Here is a 16,678-nt window from a genome sequence, read left to right as displayed (position 1 = left end):
GGTCTATCCTGGCCTCCTCAAAATTTCGACCGGCCGCTTTTCGCGCTCGCGGCCGCATAATCCCAAAATCGATACTCGGCCGAAAGGGAAAGCATTGTAGGATGGTCCCTCACGCCTATATAAGGGGTCGGTAGAAAGCGCCCTTAGTGCTCGAAGCCGACCCGTGTCGCCAGAAGCACCCCTGGCCTTAGGTTCTTTCCCGGGCCCTGTAGCAATGCGGGTCGGGCGGCAGCGCGGTGGATTAGACTGTGAGTGGGTCCAGGGCGTTTAAGTCTTCTCTTGTTGTTATTCCAGTATCTAACCTTCCCATCGGGTGCAGCTGCACATCAGCATGGCAAGCTCACAATCTATTCGCGGGCCGACTTTGACTGGACCAGCCGATAGCCACCCAGATCATCTGGCCCATGAACAGCGAAAGCACGGTCTTCGGCCAGGGCGGTTTACCGTTTTGTCGGCAATGACGCACGACATCGAATCGTTGGAAGGGAGCGGCCCGCTTAGGTGGAATCCGGAAATCTGACGATGGAAGCTAAACGAGCACGACACGCCAAGAGCAGTCCCAGTTTCTGATCAGCGGCCTGAATCGATCTACGGTCTAGTCGATCCTCGGAGGTGCACTCCAGCCCCGTGGCTGTGCTCCAAGTCGCCTCCAAGCAAGCACGTTTCGAGTAATTTTTCATAACCGCTTCAGAATGGCTTCTGATGCCTTCTCCGCGATCATGATCACCGGCGAGTTCGTGTTGCCGGAGACGATCGTCGGCATCATGGACGCGTCGACGACGCGCAGTCGTTCGATGCCGTGCACGCGCAGTTCCGCGTCCACCACGGCCATAGGGTCACTTCCCATCTTGCAGGTACCGACGGGGTGGAAGATGGTCGTCGCAATGTCCCCGGCGCGGCGGATCAGATCCTCGTCGCTGTCGTGCTCGCGACCGGGAAGCATTTCCTGCGGCCGGAATTGCGCGAGCGCCTTCGTTTCCATGAGGCTGCGGGCGTGGCGAATGGACCTCGCCGCAAGCAAACGGTCGCCGGCGGTGGAGAGATAGTTTGGGCGTATTTCAGGTGGCCGTGTCGCATCACGCGCGGTGACGTGCACCGTGCCGCGGCTCTCCGGCCGGAGATTGCAGACGGATACGGTGACGGCGGGATAGCGATGCAACGGCTCTCCGAGCCGGTCCGTGCTGAGCGGCTGAACGTGATATTCGAGATCGGCCGTCGCCACGGCCGGATCGCTCTTGGCGAAGATCCCGAGCTGGCTCGGCGCCATTGAGAGCGGGCCGGATCGGCTGATGGCGTATTGCAGACCCATGCCGGCGCGGCTGAAGAGGTTGTGATAGAGTTGGTTCAGTGTGCGCGCGCCTTCGATCTTGAAAACGGTGCGGATCTGCAGGTGGTCCTGCAGGTTCTCACCGACGCCTTGAAGTTCATGGTGGACGGGAATGTCGAGGGCGGACAGCAGGTCCGGTCGACCGATGCCCGACAGCTCCAGTATTTTTGGCGAGTTGATGGCACCAGCAGACAACAACACTTCGCGCGAAGCATGAGCGATGCAGAGCCGGCCGCCGAGGCGGAAACGCACGCCGGTGACCATCTTTCCGTTTAATTCCAGCCTTTCGGTCTCGGCTCCGGTCAGGACGCGCAAATTCTTGCGGTTCATTGCAGGTCGCAGAAAGGCTTTTGTCGTGTTCCAGCGCACGCCGCCGCGCTGGTTGACCTCGAAATAACCGGAGCCTTCGTTGTCGCCGTCGTTGAAGTCGTCGGTCTTCGGAATGCCGAGCTCTTCCGCCGCGTCGCGGAATGCGTCGAGGATCGGCCAGGAGAGGCGCTGGCGCTCGACGCGCCACTCGCCGCCTGCCCCATGCATCGCCGATTTTCCGCGGTAATTGTCCTCCGACTTCAGGAAGTAGGGCAACACGTCGTCCCAGCCCCAGCCGGCATTGCCCGCCTGTCGCCAGCCGTCATAGTCGGCAGCCTGGCCGCGCATGTAGATCATCCCGTTGATCGACGAGCAGCCGCCGAGAACCTTTCCGCGCGGATAGTTCAATGCACGGCCGTTGAGGCCGGCTTCGGGTGCCGTCTTCATAAGCCAGTCGGTGCGCGGATTGCCCATGCAGTAGAGATAGCCGATCGGCACATGCACCCAGGGATAGCGGTCCGAACCGCCCGCTTCGAGCAGCAGAACCCGGATCCTCGGATCGGCCGAGAGCCTGTTCGCCAGGACGCATCCCGCCGAGCCCGCGCCGACGATAATGAAATCGTAGGTTCCTTCGTCAACCGCAGTTTCCGTCATGGGCACGGTCACGCCGCAACTCCCGCTGACTTTTTTGCCGGCGCCGAAAGCCGCCGCCAGATCGGCGTCATGGCATCCGTGATGTCCCTGTACAAAGCGTAGCGCTGATTATAGTGAGCGGAGAGGCTACCGTTCGGCCTGTATTCTCGTTCGACACGCACCATCGCGGCCGCGCCGTCGGTGAAATCGGCGAAGAGACCGACGCCCGTTCCCGCGGCGATCGCGGCACCCAGCGCCCCAGTTTCCCGCGAAGCCGCGACGGAGACCGGCACGCCGAGCACATCGGCAAAGATCTGCGGCCACAATTGGCTGCGCGAACCGCCACCCGACAGGACCGCCTCGTCGAATCTGGCCCCCGCCTTGCGGATCGTCTCAATATGTTGGCGGTGGCCGAAGGCGACGCCTTCGAGCAGCGCACGGATCAGATGCCCCTTGCTATGCCAGCCCGCGATCCCGTAGAAGCCTGCCCGAGCGTGGCCGTCCTGCTGCGCGCCATAAAGATATGGGTGGTAGAGGGGATCGTCCGCAGCGGGTTCGACAGCAGCTGCCAGCGCGCAGCAGGCGTCGAAGGGCGATACACTCTCCGCATGCTCGCCCTCGAAGAACTCACGCACCAGCCATTCGAGATTGACAGCGGAGGTGGCGCTATTTTCCATCGCCATGTAGCAGGTGCGGTCAAAGGTCGAAGACATGAATACGGGGCCGTCGAGGTCGGGACCGTCTATGATGACTTGGTTGATGCTCCATGTGCCCGCGATGATCGAGGCGCTGCCGGTGCGCGAGACGCCGGAACCGAGCGCCGAGGCGACGACGTCGAAGAGTCCCCCGATTACCGGTGTGCCGGCGGCAAGCCCGGTTTCCTGCGCCACCCTCTCCGCAACTGTGCCGGCGATGTCGGCGCTTTCGATGAGCGGCGGCAACAGGTCCATGCAATCGGCGAGCCCATAGGCGTCCATGAGCGTCCTGTCATAGCTGCGGGCGGCGAGGTCGAGCAGGCCGGCGCCGGACATGTCCGACACCTCGCTGATGCGCCGGCCGGTCAGGCGGTTGACGACGAAATCCTTGGAGAAGAACACCGTGCCGATGTGCTTGAAGACCTCCGGCCGGTGTCGCTTCAGCCAGGCAAGAAGCGTCGGCGTCTGTGAGGGCCAGGGGCGCTGGCGGCCGATTGGATAGGTGCGGTCGCCCACGCCTTCCGCCGCCCATTGCTCGACGAGGCCGGTCGCCCGCGTGTCGAGCGACTGTATGCCGAGGAGCGGTTCGCCGTCCCGATCGAGTGCGTAGAGGCCGTTGCCGTGGCCGGCACAGCCGATCGCGGCAATATCGCTCGCCGCGATTCCCGCCTCGTCGAGGCAGGTGCGGATGACATGCTTGGCATTCGTCCAGAGTTCGTCGAGATCGCGCTCGACATGGCCGGGGCATGGCATGCGGCTGTGGCCCTCCTCCCCCGCATGCGCCAGTTCCCGGCCGGTCCGGTCGAAGATCACCGCCTTGATGACAGTGTTGCCGGCGTCGATCCCCAAAAGATAGTCTCCCATTCGGAACCCCTCCCAAGGTTCGTTTACGCCCTCACCCCTGGTGATAGAGCGCGAAGGCGTCCTCGCCGCTCGCATCCGCGTGCACGATCGCCATCAGCCCGCGCACCACGGCGCTGGGATTGGCATGCTGATAGATGTTGCGCCCATAGACCATGCCCATGGCGCCCTGCCGCATCAAGGCGGCTGACTTGTCGAAGACGGCGCGAAGATCCTCCTTGCCGCCGCCGCGCACCAGAACCGGGCAGCGCGCCGCCTCGACGACACGGTGAAAATCTTCCGCATTGGTCGTCGGGTCCGCCTTGACGATATCGGCCCCCATTTCGCGGGCAAGCCGCGTCAACGTGACGATCTTTTCGGCATCGCCATCGACCATGTAGCCGCCGCGTTCCGTCACCGGTTGCATGACCAGCGGTTCGATCATCAGCGGCATGCCGTATCGTTCGCAGTCTGCCCGCACGCACGAAATGTTCTGGACGCATTGGCGGAAGAGATCGGGTTCGTCGGGCAGCATGAAGAGGTTGACCACCACGCAGGCGGCATCCATTTGCAACGCACCGACCAGCGGCTCGGCCTCGTTCTGCAATACCGCCCACATGTCGCGATGGCGGATGCGGTTATAGGGATTGCCCATGTCGATACGCATGACCAGCGCCGGCTTGTCCTTACCGGGAATGTCCTGCAACAGCTCGGCCTGGCCGTAGTTCATCTGGATCGCGTCAGGTCTGGCCTCGACCAGCGCCTTTACGACGGCTGGCATGTTCTCCAGCCCATCGAGGAAGGACGGCTCGTTGCACACGCCGTGATCGATCGCCACGTCAAGGCAACGGCCGTTGCCGAACAGCCGGTTCATCCGGACCTTGCGGTTGTCTCGCATAATTCACTCCTATGTTCGTTCCTTGCGGAAAGGGTTTCCTCCGCGACGCCGTGGCGCTCGCGCATGAGGCTGAAAAAACGGCTCAATTCCTCGGCCCTGCGCTGCTCCGGCCAGCCCTTTTCGGCGGCAAGCAGGTCGAGCGCGGCTTCGGCCATGGCAAGCGAAAGCTCGCCGGTGATGGCAAGTGTCGTGCGCCGGAGGAGCAGGTCGTCCAGATGCTCGACCGCCTCCTCGCGGATGAGATACAGGAGTTCACGAGCGCTATAGCCGGCATGGGGCAAGAGGCGGTCCGGCCCCGCCGCCGTGAAGCTGACGACGCCCTCCGCATCTGTCCCGTAGCGCTCGAACAGCGTTGCGGCGCGACCCGGGGAAAGGCTCGTCGATTCCGACAGGTCCCGGACCCATCCGGCACGGTCTTTCGGAAATTCCCGTCCGCCGCCAAAAGGGCGATCGGCTGTGTTCACGCGGCGGCTATGGCCCAGCCGTTCCAACGCCATGTCTGCGGCGAGCTCGCCGAAGGATCGGAAAGTCGTCCACTTGCCGCCGATCATGCAGAGCACCGGCGGCCCGCCGTCGCGGCCTTCGAGCACGGTGCAGAAATGGTCGCGCGGGATGCGGCCGGTGAAGCTATCCTTGCTGGCCGGTAGCGGTCGCACGCCGGCGAACTGAAAGACGATCTCTTTCGGGCGGATGCGCACGCCCGGCAGTACGAAGGCGAGCGATTGCAGGATATAGTTCCGCTCTTCGGGTTCGCACCGCACCGTATCGGGATCTTCGACGCGGATATCCGTCGAGCCAACCAGCACCTTTCCGAGATAGGGAAACAGAATGCAGATGCGGCCGTCCTCGTTCTCGTAGTAGATCATGTGCCCATCGAGCATGTCGTGGAGTGCCGGATTGTCGATGATCAGGTGCGAGCCCTTCGTACCCCCCATCAGCGGAGCGGGTCGGTCGTCTGCAGGAAACAGCGTTGCGTTTGCCGTATCGATCCAGCCGCCGGTGGCATTGACGACCAGTCGCGGCCGTATCGGGAATTTTTCTCCGGAAAGCTTGTCATGCAGCAGGAATTCCCCGGCATCGGCCTCTTCGAGCGTCGCGTAGTTCAGGGCGCCGGCATTCGCCCCGGCTGACAGAGCGTCGCGCAACAGCTCGATGCCGATGCGTTCGGGATGGCTGACCCAGGCATCGTGATAGGTCGCCGAGCCCAGGATTGCCGGATTGAGCGCCGGCCATTTTCCCAGCGTCGACTTGCGGCCGCGGAACTCGTGTCGCGGCATCAGCGCCCGCTTGCGCGTCAGGAAATCGTAAATGCCGAGGCCCCCCTTGATGGCGACGGCACCACGACGGCTGGGGCGGCGGGTGAGGCCGAGAAAGCGCACGATGCCGTTGGCGAGACCGGAGAAGACATCGAAGACCGGCACCGTGGTCGGCAACGGGGCGACATAGTGCGGGGCGTTGCGCAGCAGCCGGTCGCGCTCGACGAGCGACTCCCGAACCAGGCTGAACTCACCATTCTCGAGATAGCGCAGACCGCCATGGACCATTCGCGAGAGGGCAGCGCTCGCGCCCGAGCAATAGTCGCCCTTCTCGGCTAGCAGCACATTGACGCCCTGCAACGCAAGCTCGCGAAAGACGCTGATACCGTTGATGCCGCCTCCGAGGACGCACACGTCCACCTTCGGGCTTTGGCGGAGCCCGTCCAAAGTGTCTTTCCGGTTCATGATGGGTCCGTTATCCGTCCATGTTCGCCAGCTTCGCCGAAACGGCCGTTTCGATGGCTGCCATATCTTCAGCGGAGAGCCGCAGCGTGCCGGCCCGCGCATTGTCGAGCGCCTGCGCCGGGTTCCGCGCGCCACAGAGGGCAAAGGTCACGCCTGGCTGCTTCAGCGTCCAGGCGATGACCGTCTGCGCGACGCTGGCGCCGTGGCGCTCTGCGACGGCCCGGGTCGTCTCGGCGAAATCCCTGGCCTTCTGCCGGTTTGCGACGGAAAAGCGCGGATTGTCCTTGCGCTGGTCGTCGCCGGAAAAGACCCGCTCCGGTCCGATCGCGCCGGAGAGCAGGCCGAGCGCCAGCGAGGAATAGCTGAGGGTCGAGACGCCGTTGGCAACGGTGAGCGGCAGCAGGTCCGCCTCGATCTCGCGATCGATCATGCTGAACCGCTCCTGGATCGCATCGAGCGAACCGGTTTCGATGTACTGCTTCAGCTCCGAACGGTTGACATTGCTGGCGCCGATCGCGCGGATCTTGCCGGCCCGCTTCAGGTCTTCCAGCGCCGCAACCGTCTCCTCGATGGGCGTCGTCGCGTCCTGCCAGTGGGTGATGTAGAGGTCGATATGATCTGTGCCGAGGCGGCGCAGGCTTTGCTCAACCTCATGGATGATCGAATCCCGGCCGAGATAACGATGGACCGGCTTGCTGTCCTGGTCGAAGAAGTGGTTGCCTCTTTTCGTATGCCACACGAGGCCGCATTTGGTGGCGATCACCGCCTTGTCGCGGCGCCCCGCGATCGCCTTGCCGACGATCTCCTCCGCCCGGCCGAGGCCGTAGGCCGGCGCCGTGTCTATGAGGGTGACGCCGGCCTCGAGCGAAGCGTGAATGGCGGCATTGGATTCCGCCTCATCCGTTCCGCCCCACATCCAGCCGCCGATCGCCCAGGTGCCGAGGCCGACGGCAGATGCCTTGACGCCGGAGCGTCCGATCTCGCGGGTTAGCTGCTCGCCGCTCATGCGGAAAATCCTTCCTCGGAGGCAATTTCAAGAATACGCGCGCCGGTCGCCTCGTCGGTGACGAGCGTGTCGAGATGGTCGCCCCGCATGACGCTGAGAATCGGGCCTGCCTTGTTCGGCCCGCTCGCGACGCCGATCTTGGTTGGAATCGAGGCAAATTCCTCAAGCGTCAGCGACACCAGCGAACGGTTGAGGCTGTAGTTGCAAACCCGGCCTCGGTCGTCGAGCAGGTGGGCGAGCAGTTCGCAGGTCGCGCCGGAGCGTTCGATCGCCGCCCGGTCGGTGCTGGAAGACGGATGCAGGTCGTAGTAGCTCGAGTCGTCGGTCAGGATCGAGCCGATGCCGACCACGGCCACCTTCGCCTCGCGCGCCCGTTTGAAGACGTCGGCGACGGAGCGGATGTTGATCAGCATTTCCCGCTGCTCGGAATCGTCGGCGAAGAGCGGCGCGTGGATCTGATAGGAATGCCCGCCAAGCCGCTCGGCCATCAGCGTCGAAACATGATTGACGTCGGTATAGTGCTTGCCCTGGACGCAGCCCGTCGCCGGTATTACCTCGACGTCGAAACGACGCGGCGGCTGCAAGCCGGCGACGACGGCGCTCACCCCTTTGCCGCCAGTGATGCAGATCGTGTCGCCGTCGCCGATCTCATCGAGCAGCAGGCGGGCGGCCGCCTGTCCGACTGTCTGAAGCGCGATCTGCGGATTGTCGGAAACGGTCGGCACCACGACCGCACGGCTGATACCACCGAGCGCCAGAAGTCGTTCCTCCATGTCGACCAGGGGCTCGACGGGGGACTTGATCTTGATCTCGACGAGGCCGAGTTGACGGCCCCGCTTGATGAGGCGGTTGACGGTGGCTTGGGAGATACCGAGCTGATCGGCGATCTGTGCCTGCGTCAGGCCTTCCATAAAGTGCAGGACGAGCGCCTGGTGCATCTGACGGGCGATGACGATTTCCTCGCGCTGCGCTGTCGTCCTGGGTTTCAGTTTCGCAATTGGCATGTCAGGCGGCCTTCCGCTTGTGCAGGAAATGGTCGATGGAAACGGCAGCGAGCAGAATGCACCCCTTGATCATGTCCTGCCAATAGACCGAGACGTCCAGCAGGATCAGCGAGCTGGTGACGACAGAGAGAAGCGCGATGCCGAGGATGGCGCCGAGGATCGTGCCGGAGCCGCCGTTGAGCGAGGCGCCGCCGATTACCGCCGCCGCAATGATGTTGAGTTCCATGCCAACGCCGAAGGTGGGGGTCGCGGCGCCGAAGCGGGACATGTAGATGACGCCTGCAACACCTGCGAGCGTCGAGCAGAGCACCGTCACCCAGAATTTCACCCGATTGGTCTTGATGCCGGAATAGAGCGCCGCCTTCTCGTTGCTGCCGGTGTAGAAGACCTTGCGGAAGGCGGTTGCCCGGCGCAGCAGGAAGTCGAACAGGATGACGACGGCGACGAAGATCAGGATGACATAGGGAACGCCGTAGAACGTGCCCTGCCCCACCGCCTTGAAGCCCGCCGGCAGCGTGAAGAGCGAGAGCGGCGTGCCCTTTGTGATGATGAGGCAAAGCCCGCGCACGATCACCATGGCAGCGAGCGACGTGATGAAGTGGTTGAGGCCCACGATCGTCACGAAGAAACCCATGATGCCGCCGATCACGCTGCTCGCGGCGATGCCGACGAGCGAGGCCGTCCAAGGGTCGAGGCCGGCCAGGAAGAGCGAACCCGAGAGCACCATCGCAAAGCAGACGACGGAGCCAACCGCGAGATCGATGCCGCCGACGATAAGCAAGATCGTCATGCCCACGACGACGATGCCTTCGACCGAAAAACTCATCAACATGGCGCGGAAGTTGCCGAGTGTCAGAAAGTGCGGCGAGGCGAAACTCATGATCACGCAGAGTGCGAGGATGATCGCTATCAGCCCCGCCTCGCGCATCCTGCCGATGCGTTTCCAGGACGATGTCTTCGGCGCGCCTGCCGCCATCGTGTCGATTGCCATTCCCGTCCCTCCCAATTTCTCGTCACGCTGCATGGCTTGCCGCCCTTGCCGTTCCCACCCCCGAGGCGAGGCGGATCACAGCCTCCTCCGTCATCTCGTCAATGCCGAGCTCCCCGGCTATGCGACCCTCCCGGACGACGAGCACGCGGTCCGAGAGCCCGAGCAGCTCCGGCATTTCCGAAGAGATGACGACAATGCCGATGCCCGAGCGGGCAAGCTCGCGCAGCAGGCGGTGAATCTCCGCCTTCGCACCGACATCGATGCCGCGTGTTGGCTCGTCCATCAGGATGACCTTCGGCTTCACCGCGAGCTGCTTGGCGATCGCGACCTTCTGCTGGTTACCGCCGGAGAGCGATTTTACGGGGGCCTCGACACCGCCCATCCGCACTGCAAGCCGCCGGGCGAAATCCTCAGCAAGCGCGGCCTCCGCACGCCCGTTCATGAGACCGACGGAATTCGTCAGCGACTTCAGTTCCAGCACGGAAATGTTCTGCGCGATCGACATCTCCAGAAAGATGCCAGCGCCCTTTCGGTCCTCCGAGAGATAAACGAGCCCGGCCTTCACCGCATCGGAATAGGAATTGATCTTCTGCGTCTTGCCGCGGAGGCGTACTGCACCGGCCGTGCGCGCTCGAAGCCCGCATATACCCTCGGCGATTTCCGTGCGGCCGGATCCGATCAGGCCGCCGATGCCAAGAATCTCGCCCTTGCGCAGCGCGAAGCTGACGCCATGGAAACGCTCGCCGTCGCCGATGTTGTCCACCTCGAAGACCAGCTCGCCAGACGCCTCACCCGGTCCGATCTTTTCCGGGTAGAGCTGCGTGATCTCGCGCCCCACCATCCGGCGTACCACGTCATCCGGCGTGATGTCGGCAATGCGATCGGTAGAGACGTAACGGCCGTCGCGGAACACGGTTACCCGGTCACAGAGGCTGAATATCTCGGCCATGCGATGACTGATATAGATGATTGATATGCCGTTCGCCTTGAGATCGCGGATAATCGAAAAGAGCTGCTGCGCCTCGCTTTCGGCGAGCGCCGCGGTCGGCTCGTCCAGGATCAGCACCCGGCAGTCGAGCGTCAAAGCCTTGGCGATCTCGACGAGCTGCTGGCTGGAAATCGGTAGGTCCGCAACCTTGCGGCCGACGTCGATTGCGCCCAGCCGGTTCATTACGGCCTGCGCGTCACGTTCGAGCGCGCGGTAGTTCATGAAGGGGGCACGGCGGCGGTCGGTCGCCGCCATGAACATGTTTTCCGCAACCGTCACATCCGGGCAGAGGGCGATTTCCTGATGCACGAGACCAATGCCGAGCGATTGGGCGACGGCTGGTGAGGATATCCGCACGACCTTCCCGTCCATGCGGATCTCACCCTCGGTCGGCTGCAGTACGCCTGCGATGATGTTCATCAATGTCGACTTTCCGGCGCCGTTCTCGCCGCAGAGCGCATGGATCTCACCGCGTTCGAGCATGAACTCGACGTCCGTCAGCGCCTTCACCGCACCGAAGTGCTTGGTGACGCGATGAATTGTCAGCACAGGCTTCGCCATCGTGTTCCTCCCCTCCCTGAGACCATCCGCGCCATGAGGCGCGGATGGCGCAAATCCGGAGCTTACTCCTCGATACCGTTCGTGCCGCGACGCTTCAGATATTTGTCCCAATAGAAGTCATCGGCATTTTCTGCCGTCACGATGGAGAGCCCATTGTCGACGACCGGGATGCTCATCGGGTTGAAGCCGGAGCGCTTGGCGTCGTTCATCGGATCGATCAGTTCCGGATGCTTGGCGAGCCAAAGCAACATGAAGCCCATATAGCCCTGCATGCCCTGGTTCGGGTTGATCGAACCGAAGACCTCGCCGGCCTTGATCATGTCGAGGATATTGGCGTTGACGTCCGCGCACATGACGAGGACCTTGCCGCCGCTTTCCTTGTTGGCCTGGGCGGCACCGATCGCGGAATTTGCCTCCGGCATGAAGACGGCGCCGAGGTTCGGATTGGCCTGGATGATGCTGTTGAGACCCTGATAGGCCTTGGTCGGATCCTGGTTGGAGGCAGCACGGCCGACCAGCTTCATATCCGGCCACTTCTCCTCCATGCGGCCGATGAAAGCCGCGATGCGCTTGTCGTGGTTGTCCTGACCCGGATTTTCCAGAACCGCATATTCACCCTTGCCGCCCATCTTCTCCGCGATTGCGTCGGCGGCATAGATGCCTTCGCGGGTGTTGTCCGACGTGATGAAGGACACGCGCTTGGAGAGCGGCGAGTCGGCCGCGAAGGTGACGACCGCCGTGCCCTGGTCGATCGCGCGGTTGATCGGCTCGATGAACGGGTCGGAGTTCATCGGATGAACGAGAATGCCGGCCGGGTTCTGTGCCAGTGCCTGGTCGAAGGTGGCGATCTGTTTGTTGACGTCATATTCCGGCGTGCCCGTATATTCCGTTTCGCAGCCGAACTGCTGGCCCGCCTGCTTGAACATTTCATAGACCGGGAACCAGTATTCGACGCCCGAGACCATGACGTTCATGACGTATTTTTCGCCCGGCTTGCAGCGGAACGGGTTCTCCGTCTCGGCGGCCGCGGAACCGGCAAAAAGAGTTGCCGCAAGGACCGCCATCGCGGTCGTGTTGAAAAAACTGCGCAAGTGTCCTCCTCGAGGCCGAAGCCCCTCCCAAAAAGCCCGAGGGCGCCGAACAGACGCCGGTCTCAGTGAAAACCGGATTTCCTCCTCGAAGTCCGGTATGGGCAGCTAAACGCAAAGGGCATTTCTTGTCAATATAATTCATGACGTGAATTATAATTCATGCGTCGGCTCCCGGCGCAGTCCGTGCGTCTTCCCGCCGCGCCGGCCCGGTTAGGGCCGCGTCAGCGCCGGTTTTTCGACCACGGCACATGCGAATAAATGCCTGACCTCATCCGACTTGCGTATGACCTGTGACGCCGAAGGACAACGTAGGATTGGCGTGTCGAGTCGCCTTGGCAGCGCCGGTGTCAATGTCCACTTCCCTCGGCCGAACTGAACTTAAGGGGCAGCAGATCTCCGCTTTCCACTCCCAGTATCACTTCTAAGAAGATTATCATCGGCGCGCTTGATGATAAGCGCTGCGGCTGTGGAGGGTGGTTTTCGGGAGGAAGCTATGTCCAGTTGGAACTCCGGCCGCATTATCAGTCAGAAGCCTCCATTGAAGCCGAAGGAGGTGTGGGCCATCCGAACCCGCCTCCAAATGGCGGGTGCGGTGCGCGACCTGGCGCTGTTCAATCTCGCGATCGACAGCAAATTGCGAGCTTGTGATCTCGTCGCGATCTCAGTTGCTGATGTCGCGATTTCCGGAAGGGTTCGCGATCGGGCGATCATCATTCAGAGGAAGACCGGCCGACCCGCGCAATTCGAACTGACCGATCAAACGCGGGAGGCTGTCGCGGGATGGATCGGAAGTCGCAGACTCGGTGAACGGGATTACCTGTTTCCAAGCCGCGTCCGCGCTTTACCGCATCTGTCGACGCGGCAATATGGCAGGATCGTCGAGCGGTGGGTGTCGAGTATCGGACTTAGCGGCGCTTTGAACAGAGGCGCCGCTGGCCGGCCCGCCGAGGGCCAAACTCGACCCGTTGCTGCCGTAGGGGACGAGGACCGGGAATGGCTCGTTTGAGCCCGAAGCGGACTCTCGTTAGACACGTGAGCAACGGCTTTGCGCCCATGGGTCGCTACCGCTGAGTTGGAACCTCGCCGCGAACAGCCCAGAACGAGGTGGCAAAGGCGCGTGGACCATCCAGCATGCCACAAAGATAGGCCGTCTTGACGTGGCGCTCTAATTCGCTGCGTAGCGCGCCTTCGAGATTCGTGACATAGCGCCGGTCTTTCCCTGCCCGGTGAGAAAGCTGGACCAATAGTCTCCGAACGACCGGTACTCAAAGACCGCGCTGAGCGGTTCTTCCACCACATTCGCGAAACCGACCACACCGAACAGTTTTGCGAGTCCGCCGGGCCAACCCAGCGGCTTGGACACCATTTCATCGCGCATCGCTGCTCCATAAGGATCGAGCACCGCCGCCGCATCCCAAACTAAACTGAAGGGTGTCCAGCCGCAGCGGAAGTTGTTGACGACTACTGCGACAGTGCCTCCTACCCGGGTAACCCGGCAGAATTCGCGTAGGCCTCGGGTCGCGTCGGGCAGCAGATCAAGAGCGAGCATGGACAGCGCGCGTTCAAAAACGCCATCTGAGTAAGGTAGATCCAGGGCATCACCAACGTCAAAAATGACCTTCTCGTCGGCAGTCGTGCGTCGCGCGAAATCTACATATGATATTGACAGATCGATACCGGTTGCTCGCGCATGCGCTGCCGCGATTGCGCGTGTCAAATACCCCGTGCCACAGCCGACGTCTAGGACTCGCTCGTTGACTGAAACACCGGCGAAGCGCACGAAGGCCGGGGCGAGACGCTGACTGCCTCGCCCAACATACGCTTCGTAGGCTTCGGGATTTGTCGCCACGAACTTTGCCATCTCACGATCCTCATCGGGAACGCCCGATCATTTCACTGCCGCCTGCACGCCGTTAAGCAGCATCCAACGCGACAGCGCCAGCCGAGGGGCTGCCGAATTTCCGCTCACGACCCGGTCATTGGTGTCAGTGTCAGTGGATGGCGATCCGACCCGAGTGAGACCCTCGAGAACACGTTAGCGGAAAGCGCTGTCGGCGCCAGGATTAGAACGACGGCTTAGTCCGATCTTCGGCCGTGCAGTTTGCCCGCAGCGATCGGCAGGGTTGAGCCCTTAGCCCACTTCGACCCCACAGTACTCGTGGTCAGCATGTCGATGACGGAGGTGATGTGTAATGAATCCCATCTCAGATGCATCGTCCACTGACGATCGCCAGCCGGACAGGCGTCTTCTCGTTGTGAGGGCCTCGGGCGGCTTGGACCCGGATCGGTTCCAAGGCCAAGACACGGAATGCGCGCGAAAAACCGCTTCACACACTTCCTCATCCGACTTAAAGAACCGGAAAGAGGCCCCAGAACAGCGCCTGTTCGCGTACCCGCTCCTCTTCGGATCGGACCGCGGGGACGGTTTCGCCGTCATCCTGCCTTTTCGCAGCCACGCTCGCGGAGCGGATGTCGCACGCCTCGGCTGGCCTGCGCCAAGGGGCGAAAAGATCGAAGGAAAAGTTCACCATACCGAGCGGCATTTGGTCATTCCTCTCGCTTGGACCGTCTTGAGGCGGCGCCCAGTCTCGCCGCATTCTGGAATTCGTCAATAATTTCGATCTTGAGCGCGACCGCTGGTGGACGGCTTAGCTACCGAGCGCAAGGTACCGGCCATCGCGGTAAACCAGCGAACTGCCATTGCCGATGCGAATAGCAACGACGCGGCCAAGCACGATCGCATGGCTGTGCCGTTGGATCGCCTCCTCGACCTCGCAGTCTATTGCCGCGGCCGCATCCTCAAGGACCGGTGCTCCGCTCACGAGGCGCGTCCACGCGGCGCCGCGGTAACGGTCCACCCCCTTCAAGCCGCCGCGGCCGGCAAACTGATTGGCAAGTGCTTCGTGCGACGAGCCGACAATATTTACGCAGAAGTGGCCGAAACGCTCAACGACGGGCCAGGTCGAGGAGGAATGGTTGAGGGAAACGAGCATGCGCGGCGGATCAACGGAAAGGGCAGTCGCCGAGGTGACCGTGGCTCCGGTGCGCACCTCTCCCTCTCCCGCCGTTATGATGCTGACGCCGCCACCCAGGGCGCGCAGCGCCGTTTTCAAACCGTCAGCGTCGACCGGGCGGTTCGCTAAAGGGCTGGCTATCCTTTCGTCATCGAATGTGCGTACGGAAGGCTGAACCGACATCTAAATCACTCCTCGTTCAGGAACTTTACCAGCACCAGATCAGCAGCCCGCCAAGGCCACCCATTGGCTGCCCAACCGGGAGATCAGGAGCCCGCCACGACCCGGAGATTGCCGCCATGCCCGCCGCCACCAAAAACCTGCCGCTCACCAAAGGACGAGCGGATCTGGTTGCGCGGGCCACCGAGACCAATTTCCGGGAACAGCAGCTCGGACACGCGATAGGCTTCCTCAAGATGTGGATAGCCGGAGGCGATCACCGTATCGATGCCGAGGTCCTGATATTCCTTCAGGCGCGCTGCCACCGTTTTCGGCGAGCCTACGAGCGCGGTCCCCGCGCCTGAGCGGACGAGTCCGATGCCGGCCCAAAGATTGGGTGAAACCTCGAGCTTGTCGCGGCGACCCCCGTGAAGAGCCAGCATGCGCGCCTGCCCCACAGAATCGGAATTTTTTGCAAATCCTTCCTGCGCGGCGGCGATCGTCTCGTCGGAAAGTTTGGAGATCAGCCGGTCGGCTGCGGCCCAGGCCTCCTCGTCGGTTTCGCGCACGATGAAGTGCAGGCGGATGCCGAAGGTCACTTCACGTCCCCTGGCGGCAGCAGCCTTGCGCACCTTCGTGATCTTTTCGGCGACCTGGTCCGGCGTCTCGCCCCAGGTGAGATATTTGTCGACGAGACCGGCGGAAAACTCGATGGCTGCATCGGACGATCCGCCGAAATAGAGCGGCGGGCGCGGTTCCTGCACCGGCGGGAAGCCGAGCTGTGCATCATGAGCCTTTATGTATTTACCATCGAGGTTGGCCTTGCCGGTCTCGAGGAGCCGATTGAAGACCTGGAAGAACTCCTCCGCATGGGCGTAACGCTCGTCATGGGCAAGGAAGATACCGTCGCCGGCGAGCTCCTGGGCGCTTCCACCCGCGACAATATTGAGGAGCAGACGGCCATTAGAGACGCGATCGAGCGTCGAGGCGAGACGGGCATAGTAGGCAGGCGACGCGATACCGGGACGAACGGCGACCAGGAACTTCAGCTTTTCCGTGAACGCCGCAAGATTGGCCGCTAGTATGAAGGATTCTTCGCAGGCGACCCCGGTCGGGATAAGCACGCCGGAATAGCCGAGGCGATCGACAGCCGTTGCGATCTCGCGGAAATAGCCGGGATCGGAGGGCCGGCTCAGGTCATCGGATCCGAGATAGACGCCGTCTCCCGAGGATGGGATGAACCAATGGAAATCGAGCGGTTTGTCAGTTTTGGTCATTTTTATCCTTTCATCCGAAAGGCCCCAGCGTCTGACTGCGAGCCATCGTGATCCGCCTCCGACCGCTGTCCATCACCGATCATGTTGCGATCATATCATAATCTATAGTTTTAATAAGGAACACTTTTTCAAAGAAAAAGCCTTCCCCGAGATTATCCGTCACA

At 62.3% G+C, this 16,678-nt stretch carries 14 protein-coding genes; 1 reads left to right on the top strand and 13 read right to left on the bottom strand.

The window, feature by feature from the left end:
- Positions 1–676: 676 nt before the first annotated feature.
- The 9 genes from AU381_RS16490 to AU381_RS16450 form a co-directional block, all read right to left on the bottom strand.
- Complete coding sequence (locus AU381_RS16490) at positions 677–2,290, bottom strand: GMC family oxidoreductase (RefSeq protein WP_425288625.1); 1,614 nt, start codon at positions 2,288–2,290, stop codon at positions 677–679.
- A gap of 8 nt (positions 2,291–2,298) precedes the next feature.
- Entirely contained in the window at positions 2,299–3,828 is a 1,530-nt protein-coding gene (locus AU381_RS16485; RefSeq protein ID WP_064242822.1) for an FGGY-family carbohydrate kinase, read from the bottom strand.
- 31 nt (positions 3,829–3,859) lie between these two features.
- Positions 3,860–4,702 (bottom strand): class I fructose-bisphosphate aldolase, encoded by an 843-nt coding sequence (locus AU381_RS16480; RefSeq protein ID WP_064242821.1) that lies wholly within the window; start codon positions 4,700–4,702, stop codon positions 3,860–3,862.
- The gene (locus AU381_RS16475) at positions 4,675–6,423 is read right to left on the bottom strand and encodes a glycerol-3-phosphate dehydrogenase/oxidase (protein WP_064242820.1); all 1,749 of its coding nucleotides are present in this window, start codon (positions 6,421–6,423) and stop codon (positions 4,675–4,677) included. The genes AU381_RS16480 and AU381_RS16475 overlap by 28 nt, the downstream gene beginning before the upstream one ends.
- A 10-nt stretch (positions 6,424–6,433) precedes the next feature.
- Positions 6,434–7,429 (bottom strand): aldo/keto reductase, encoded by a 996-nt coding sequence (locus AU381_RS16470; RefSeq protein WP_064242819.1) that lies wholly within the window; start codon positions 7,427–7,429, stop codon positions 6,434–6,436.
- A complete protein-coding gene (locus tag AU381_RS16465) occupies positions 7,426–8,433 on the bottom strand; it encodes a sugar-binding transcriptional regulator (RefSeq protein ID WP_064242818.1) in 1,008 nt (335 codons plus the stop codon). Before AU381_RS16465 ends, AU381_RS16470 begins: the two co-directional genes overlap by 4 nt.
- Before the next feature lies 1 nt (position 8,434).
- Entirely contained in the window at positions 8,435–9,424 is a 990-nt protein-coding gene (locus AU381_RS16460; protein WP_064242817.1) for an ABC transporter permease, read from the bottom strand.
- A 22-nt stretch (positions 9,425–9,446) separates the two neighbouring features.
- Positions 9,447–10,973 (bottom strand): sugar ABC transporter ATP-binding protein, encoded by a 1,527-nt coding sequence (locus AU381_RS16455; RefSeq protein ID WP_064242816.1) that lies wholly within the window; start codon positions 10,971–10,973, stop codon positions 9,447–9,449.
- A 62-nt stretch (positions 10,974–11,035) separates the two neighbouring features.
- Positions 11,036–12,064 (bottom strand): substrate-binding domain-containing protein, encoded by a 1,029-nt coding sequence (locus AU381_RS16450; RefSeq protein ID WP_064242815.1) that lies wholly within the window; start codon positions 12,062–12,064, stop codon positions 11,036–11,038.
- Positions 12,065–12,557: 493 nt separating this feature from the next.
- Between AU381_RS16450 and AU381_RS16445 the strand changes: the two genes are divergently transcribed.
- Entirely contained in the window at positions 12,558–13,070 is a 513-nt protein-coding gene (locus AU381_RS16445) for a tyrosine-type recombinase/integrase (RefSeq protein ID WP_167353370.1), read from the top strand.
- A 159-nt stretch (positions 13,071–13,229) separates the two neighbouring features.
- On the opposite strand, the gene AU381_RS16440 is transcribed toward AU381_RS16445, so the two are convergent.
- The 4 genes from AU381_RS16440 to ssuD form a co-directional block, all read right to left on the bottom strand.
- The gene (locus AU381_RS16440) at positions 13,230–13,925 is read right to left on the bottom strand and encodes a class I SAM-dependent methyltransferase (protein ID WP_082910079.1); all 696 of its coding nucleotides are present in this window, start codon (positions 13,923–13,925) and stop codon (positions 13,230–13,232) included.
- Between the two features lie 487 nt (positions 13,926–14,412).
- On the bottom strand, positions 14,413–14,607 hold the full coding sequence (locus AU381_RS16435; RefSeq protein ID WP_064242813.1) for a hypothetical protein: 195 nt from the start codon (positions 14,605–14,607) through the stop codon (positions 14,413–14,415).
- A gap of 105 nt (positions 14,608–14,712) precedes the next feature.
- On the bottom strand, positions 14,713–15,261 hold the full coding sequence (locus AU381_RS16430) for a flavin reductase family protein (RefSeq protein WP_064242812.1): 549 nt from the start codon (positions 15,259–15,261) through the stop codon (positions 14,713–14,715).
- 83 nt (positions 15,262–15,344) lie between these two features.
- Positions 15,345–16,514, bottom strand: a complete 1,170-nt coding sequence (ssuD, locus tag AU381_RS16425; protein ID WP_064242811.1) for an FMNH2-dependent alkanesulfonate monooxygenase — start codon at positions 16,512–16,514, stop codon at positions 15,345–15,347.
- Positions 16,515–16,678: the final 164 nt, after the last annotated feature.

Origin of the sequence: Sinorhizobium glycinis (genome assembly GCF_001651865.1) — a bacterium.
GTDB classification, from domain to species: domain Bacteria; phylum Pseudomonadota; class Alphaproteobacteria; order Rhizobiales; family Rhizobiaceae; genus Sinorhizobium; species Sinorhizobium glycinis.
Note: the sequence above shows the minus strand (reverse complement) of the source record. Positions and strands in the feature narration are given on the sequence as shown.

Bases quoted from the DNA above. Each gene is read 5' to 3' on its own strand.
- AU381_RS16455 (WP_064242816.1), bottom strand. From the start codon at position 10,973: ATGGCGAAGCCTGTGCTGACAATTCATCGCGTCACCAAGCACTTCGGT.
- ssuD (WP_064242811.1), bottom strand. From the start codon at position 16,514: ATGACCAAAACTGACAAACCGCTCGATTTCCATTGGTTCATCCCATCC.
- AU381_RS16440 (WP_082910079.1), bottom strand. From the start codon at position 13,925: ATGGCAAAGTTCGTGGCGACAAATCCCGAAGCCTACGAAGCGTATGTT.
- AU381_RS16465 (WP_064242818.1), bottom strand. From the start codon at position 8,433: ATGCCAATTGCGAAACTGAAACCCAGGACGACAGCGCAGCGCGAGGAA.
- AU381_RS16485 (WP_064242822.1), bottom strand. From the start codon at position 3,828: ATGGGAGACTATCTTTTGGGGATCGACGCCGGCAACACTGTCATCAAG.
- AU381_RS16470 (WP_064242819.1), bottom strand. From the start codon at position 7,429: ATGAGCGGCGAGCAGCTAACCCGCGAGATCGGACGCTCCGGCGTCAAG.
- AU381_RS16445 (WP_167353370.1), top strand. From the start codon at position 12,558: ATGTCCAGTTGGAACTCCGGCCGCATTATCAGTCAGAAGCCTCCATTG.
- AU381_RS16435 (WP_064242813.1), bottom strand. From the start codon at position 14,607: ATGCCGCTCGGTATGGTGAACTTTTCCTTCGATCTTTTCGCCCCTTGG.
- AU381_RS16475 (WP_064242820.1), bottom strand. From the start codon at position 6,423: ATGAACCGGAAAGACACTTTGGACGGGCTCCGCCAAAGCCCGAAGGTG.
- AU381_RS16460 (WP_064242817.1), bottom strand. From the start codon at position 9,424: ATGGCAATCGACACGATGGCGGCAGGCGCGCCGAAGACATCGTCCTGG.
- AU381_RS16430 (WP_064242812.1), bottom strand. From the start codon at position 15,261: ATGTCGGTTCAGCCTTCCGTACGCACATTCGATGACGAAAGGATAGCC.
- AU381_RS16480 (WP_064242821.1), bottom strand. From the start codon at position 4,702: ATGCGAGACAACCGCAAGGTCCGGATGAACCGGCTGTTCGGCAACGGC.
- AU381_RS16490 (WP_425288625.1), bottom strand. From the start codon at position 2,290: ATGACGGAAACTGCGGTTGACGAAGGAACCTACGATTTCATTATCGTC.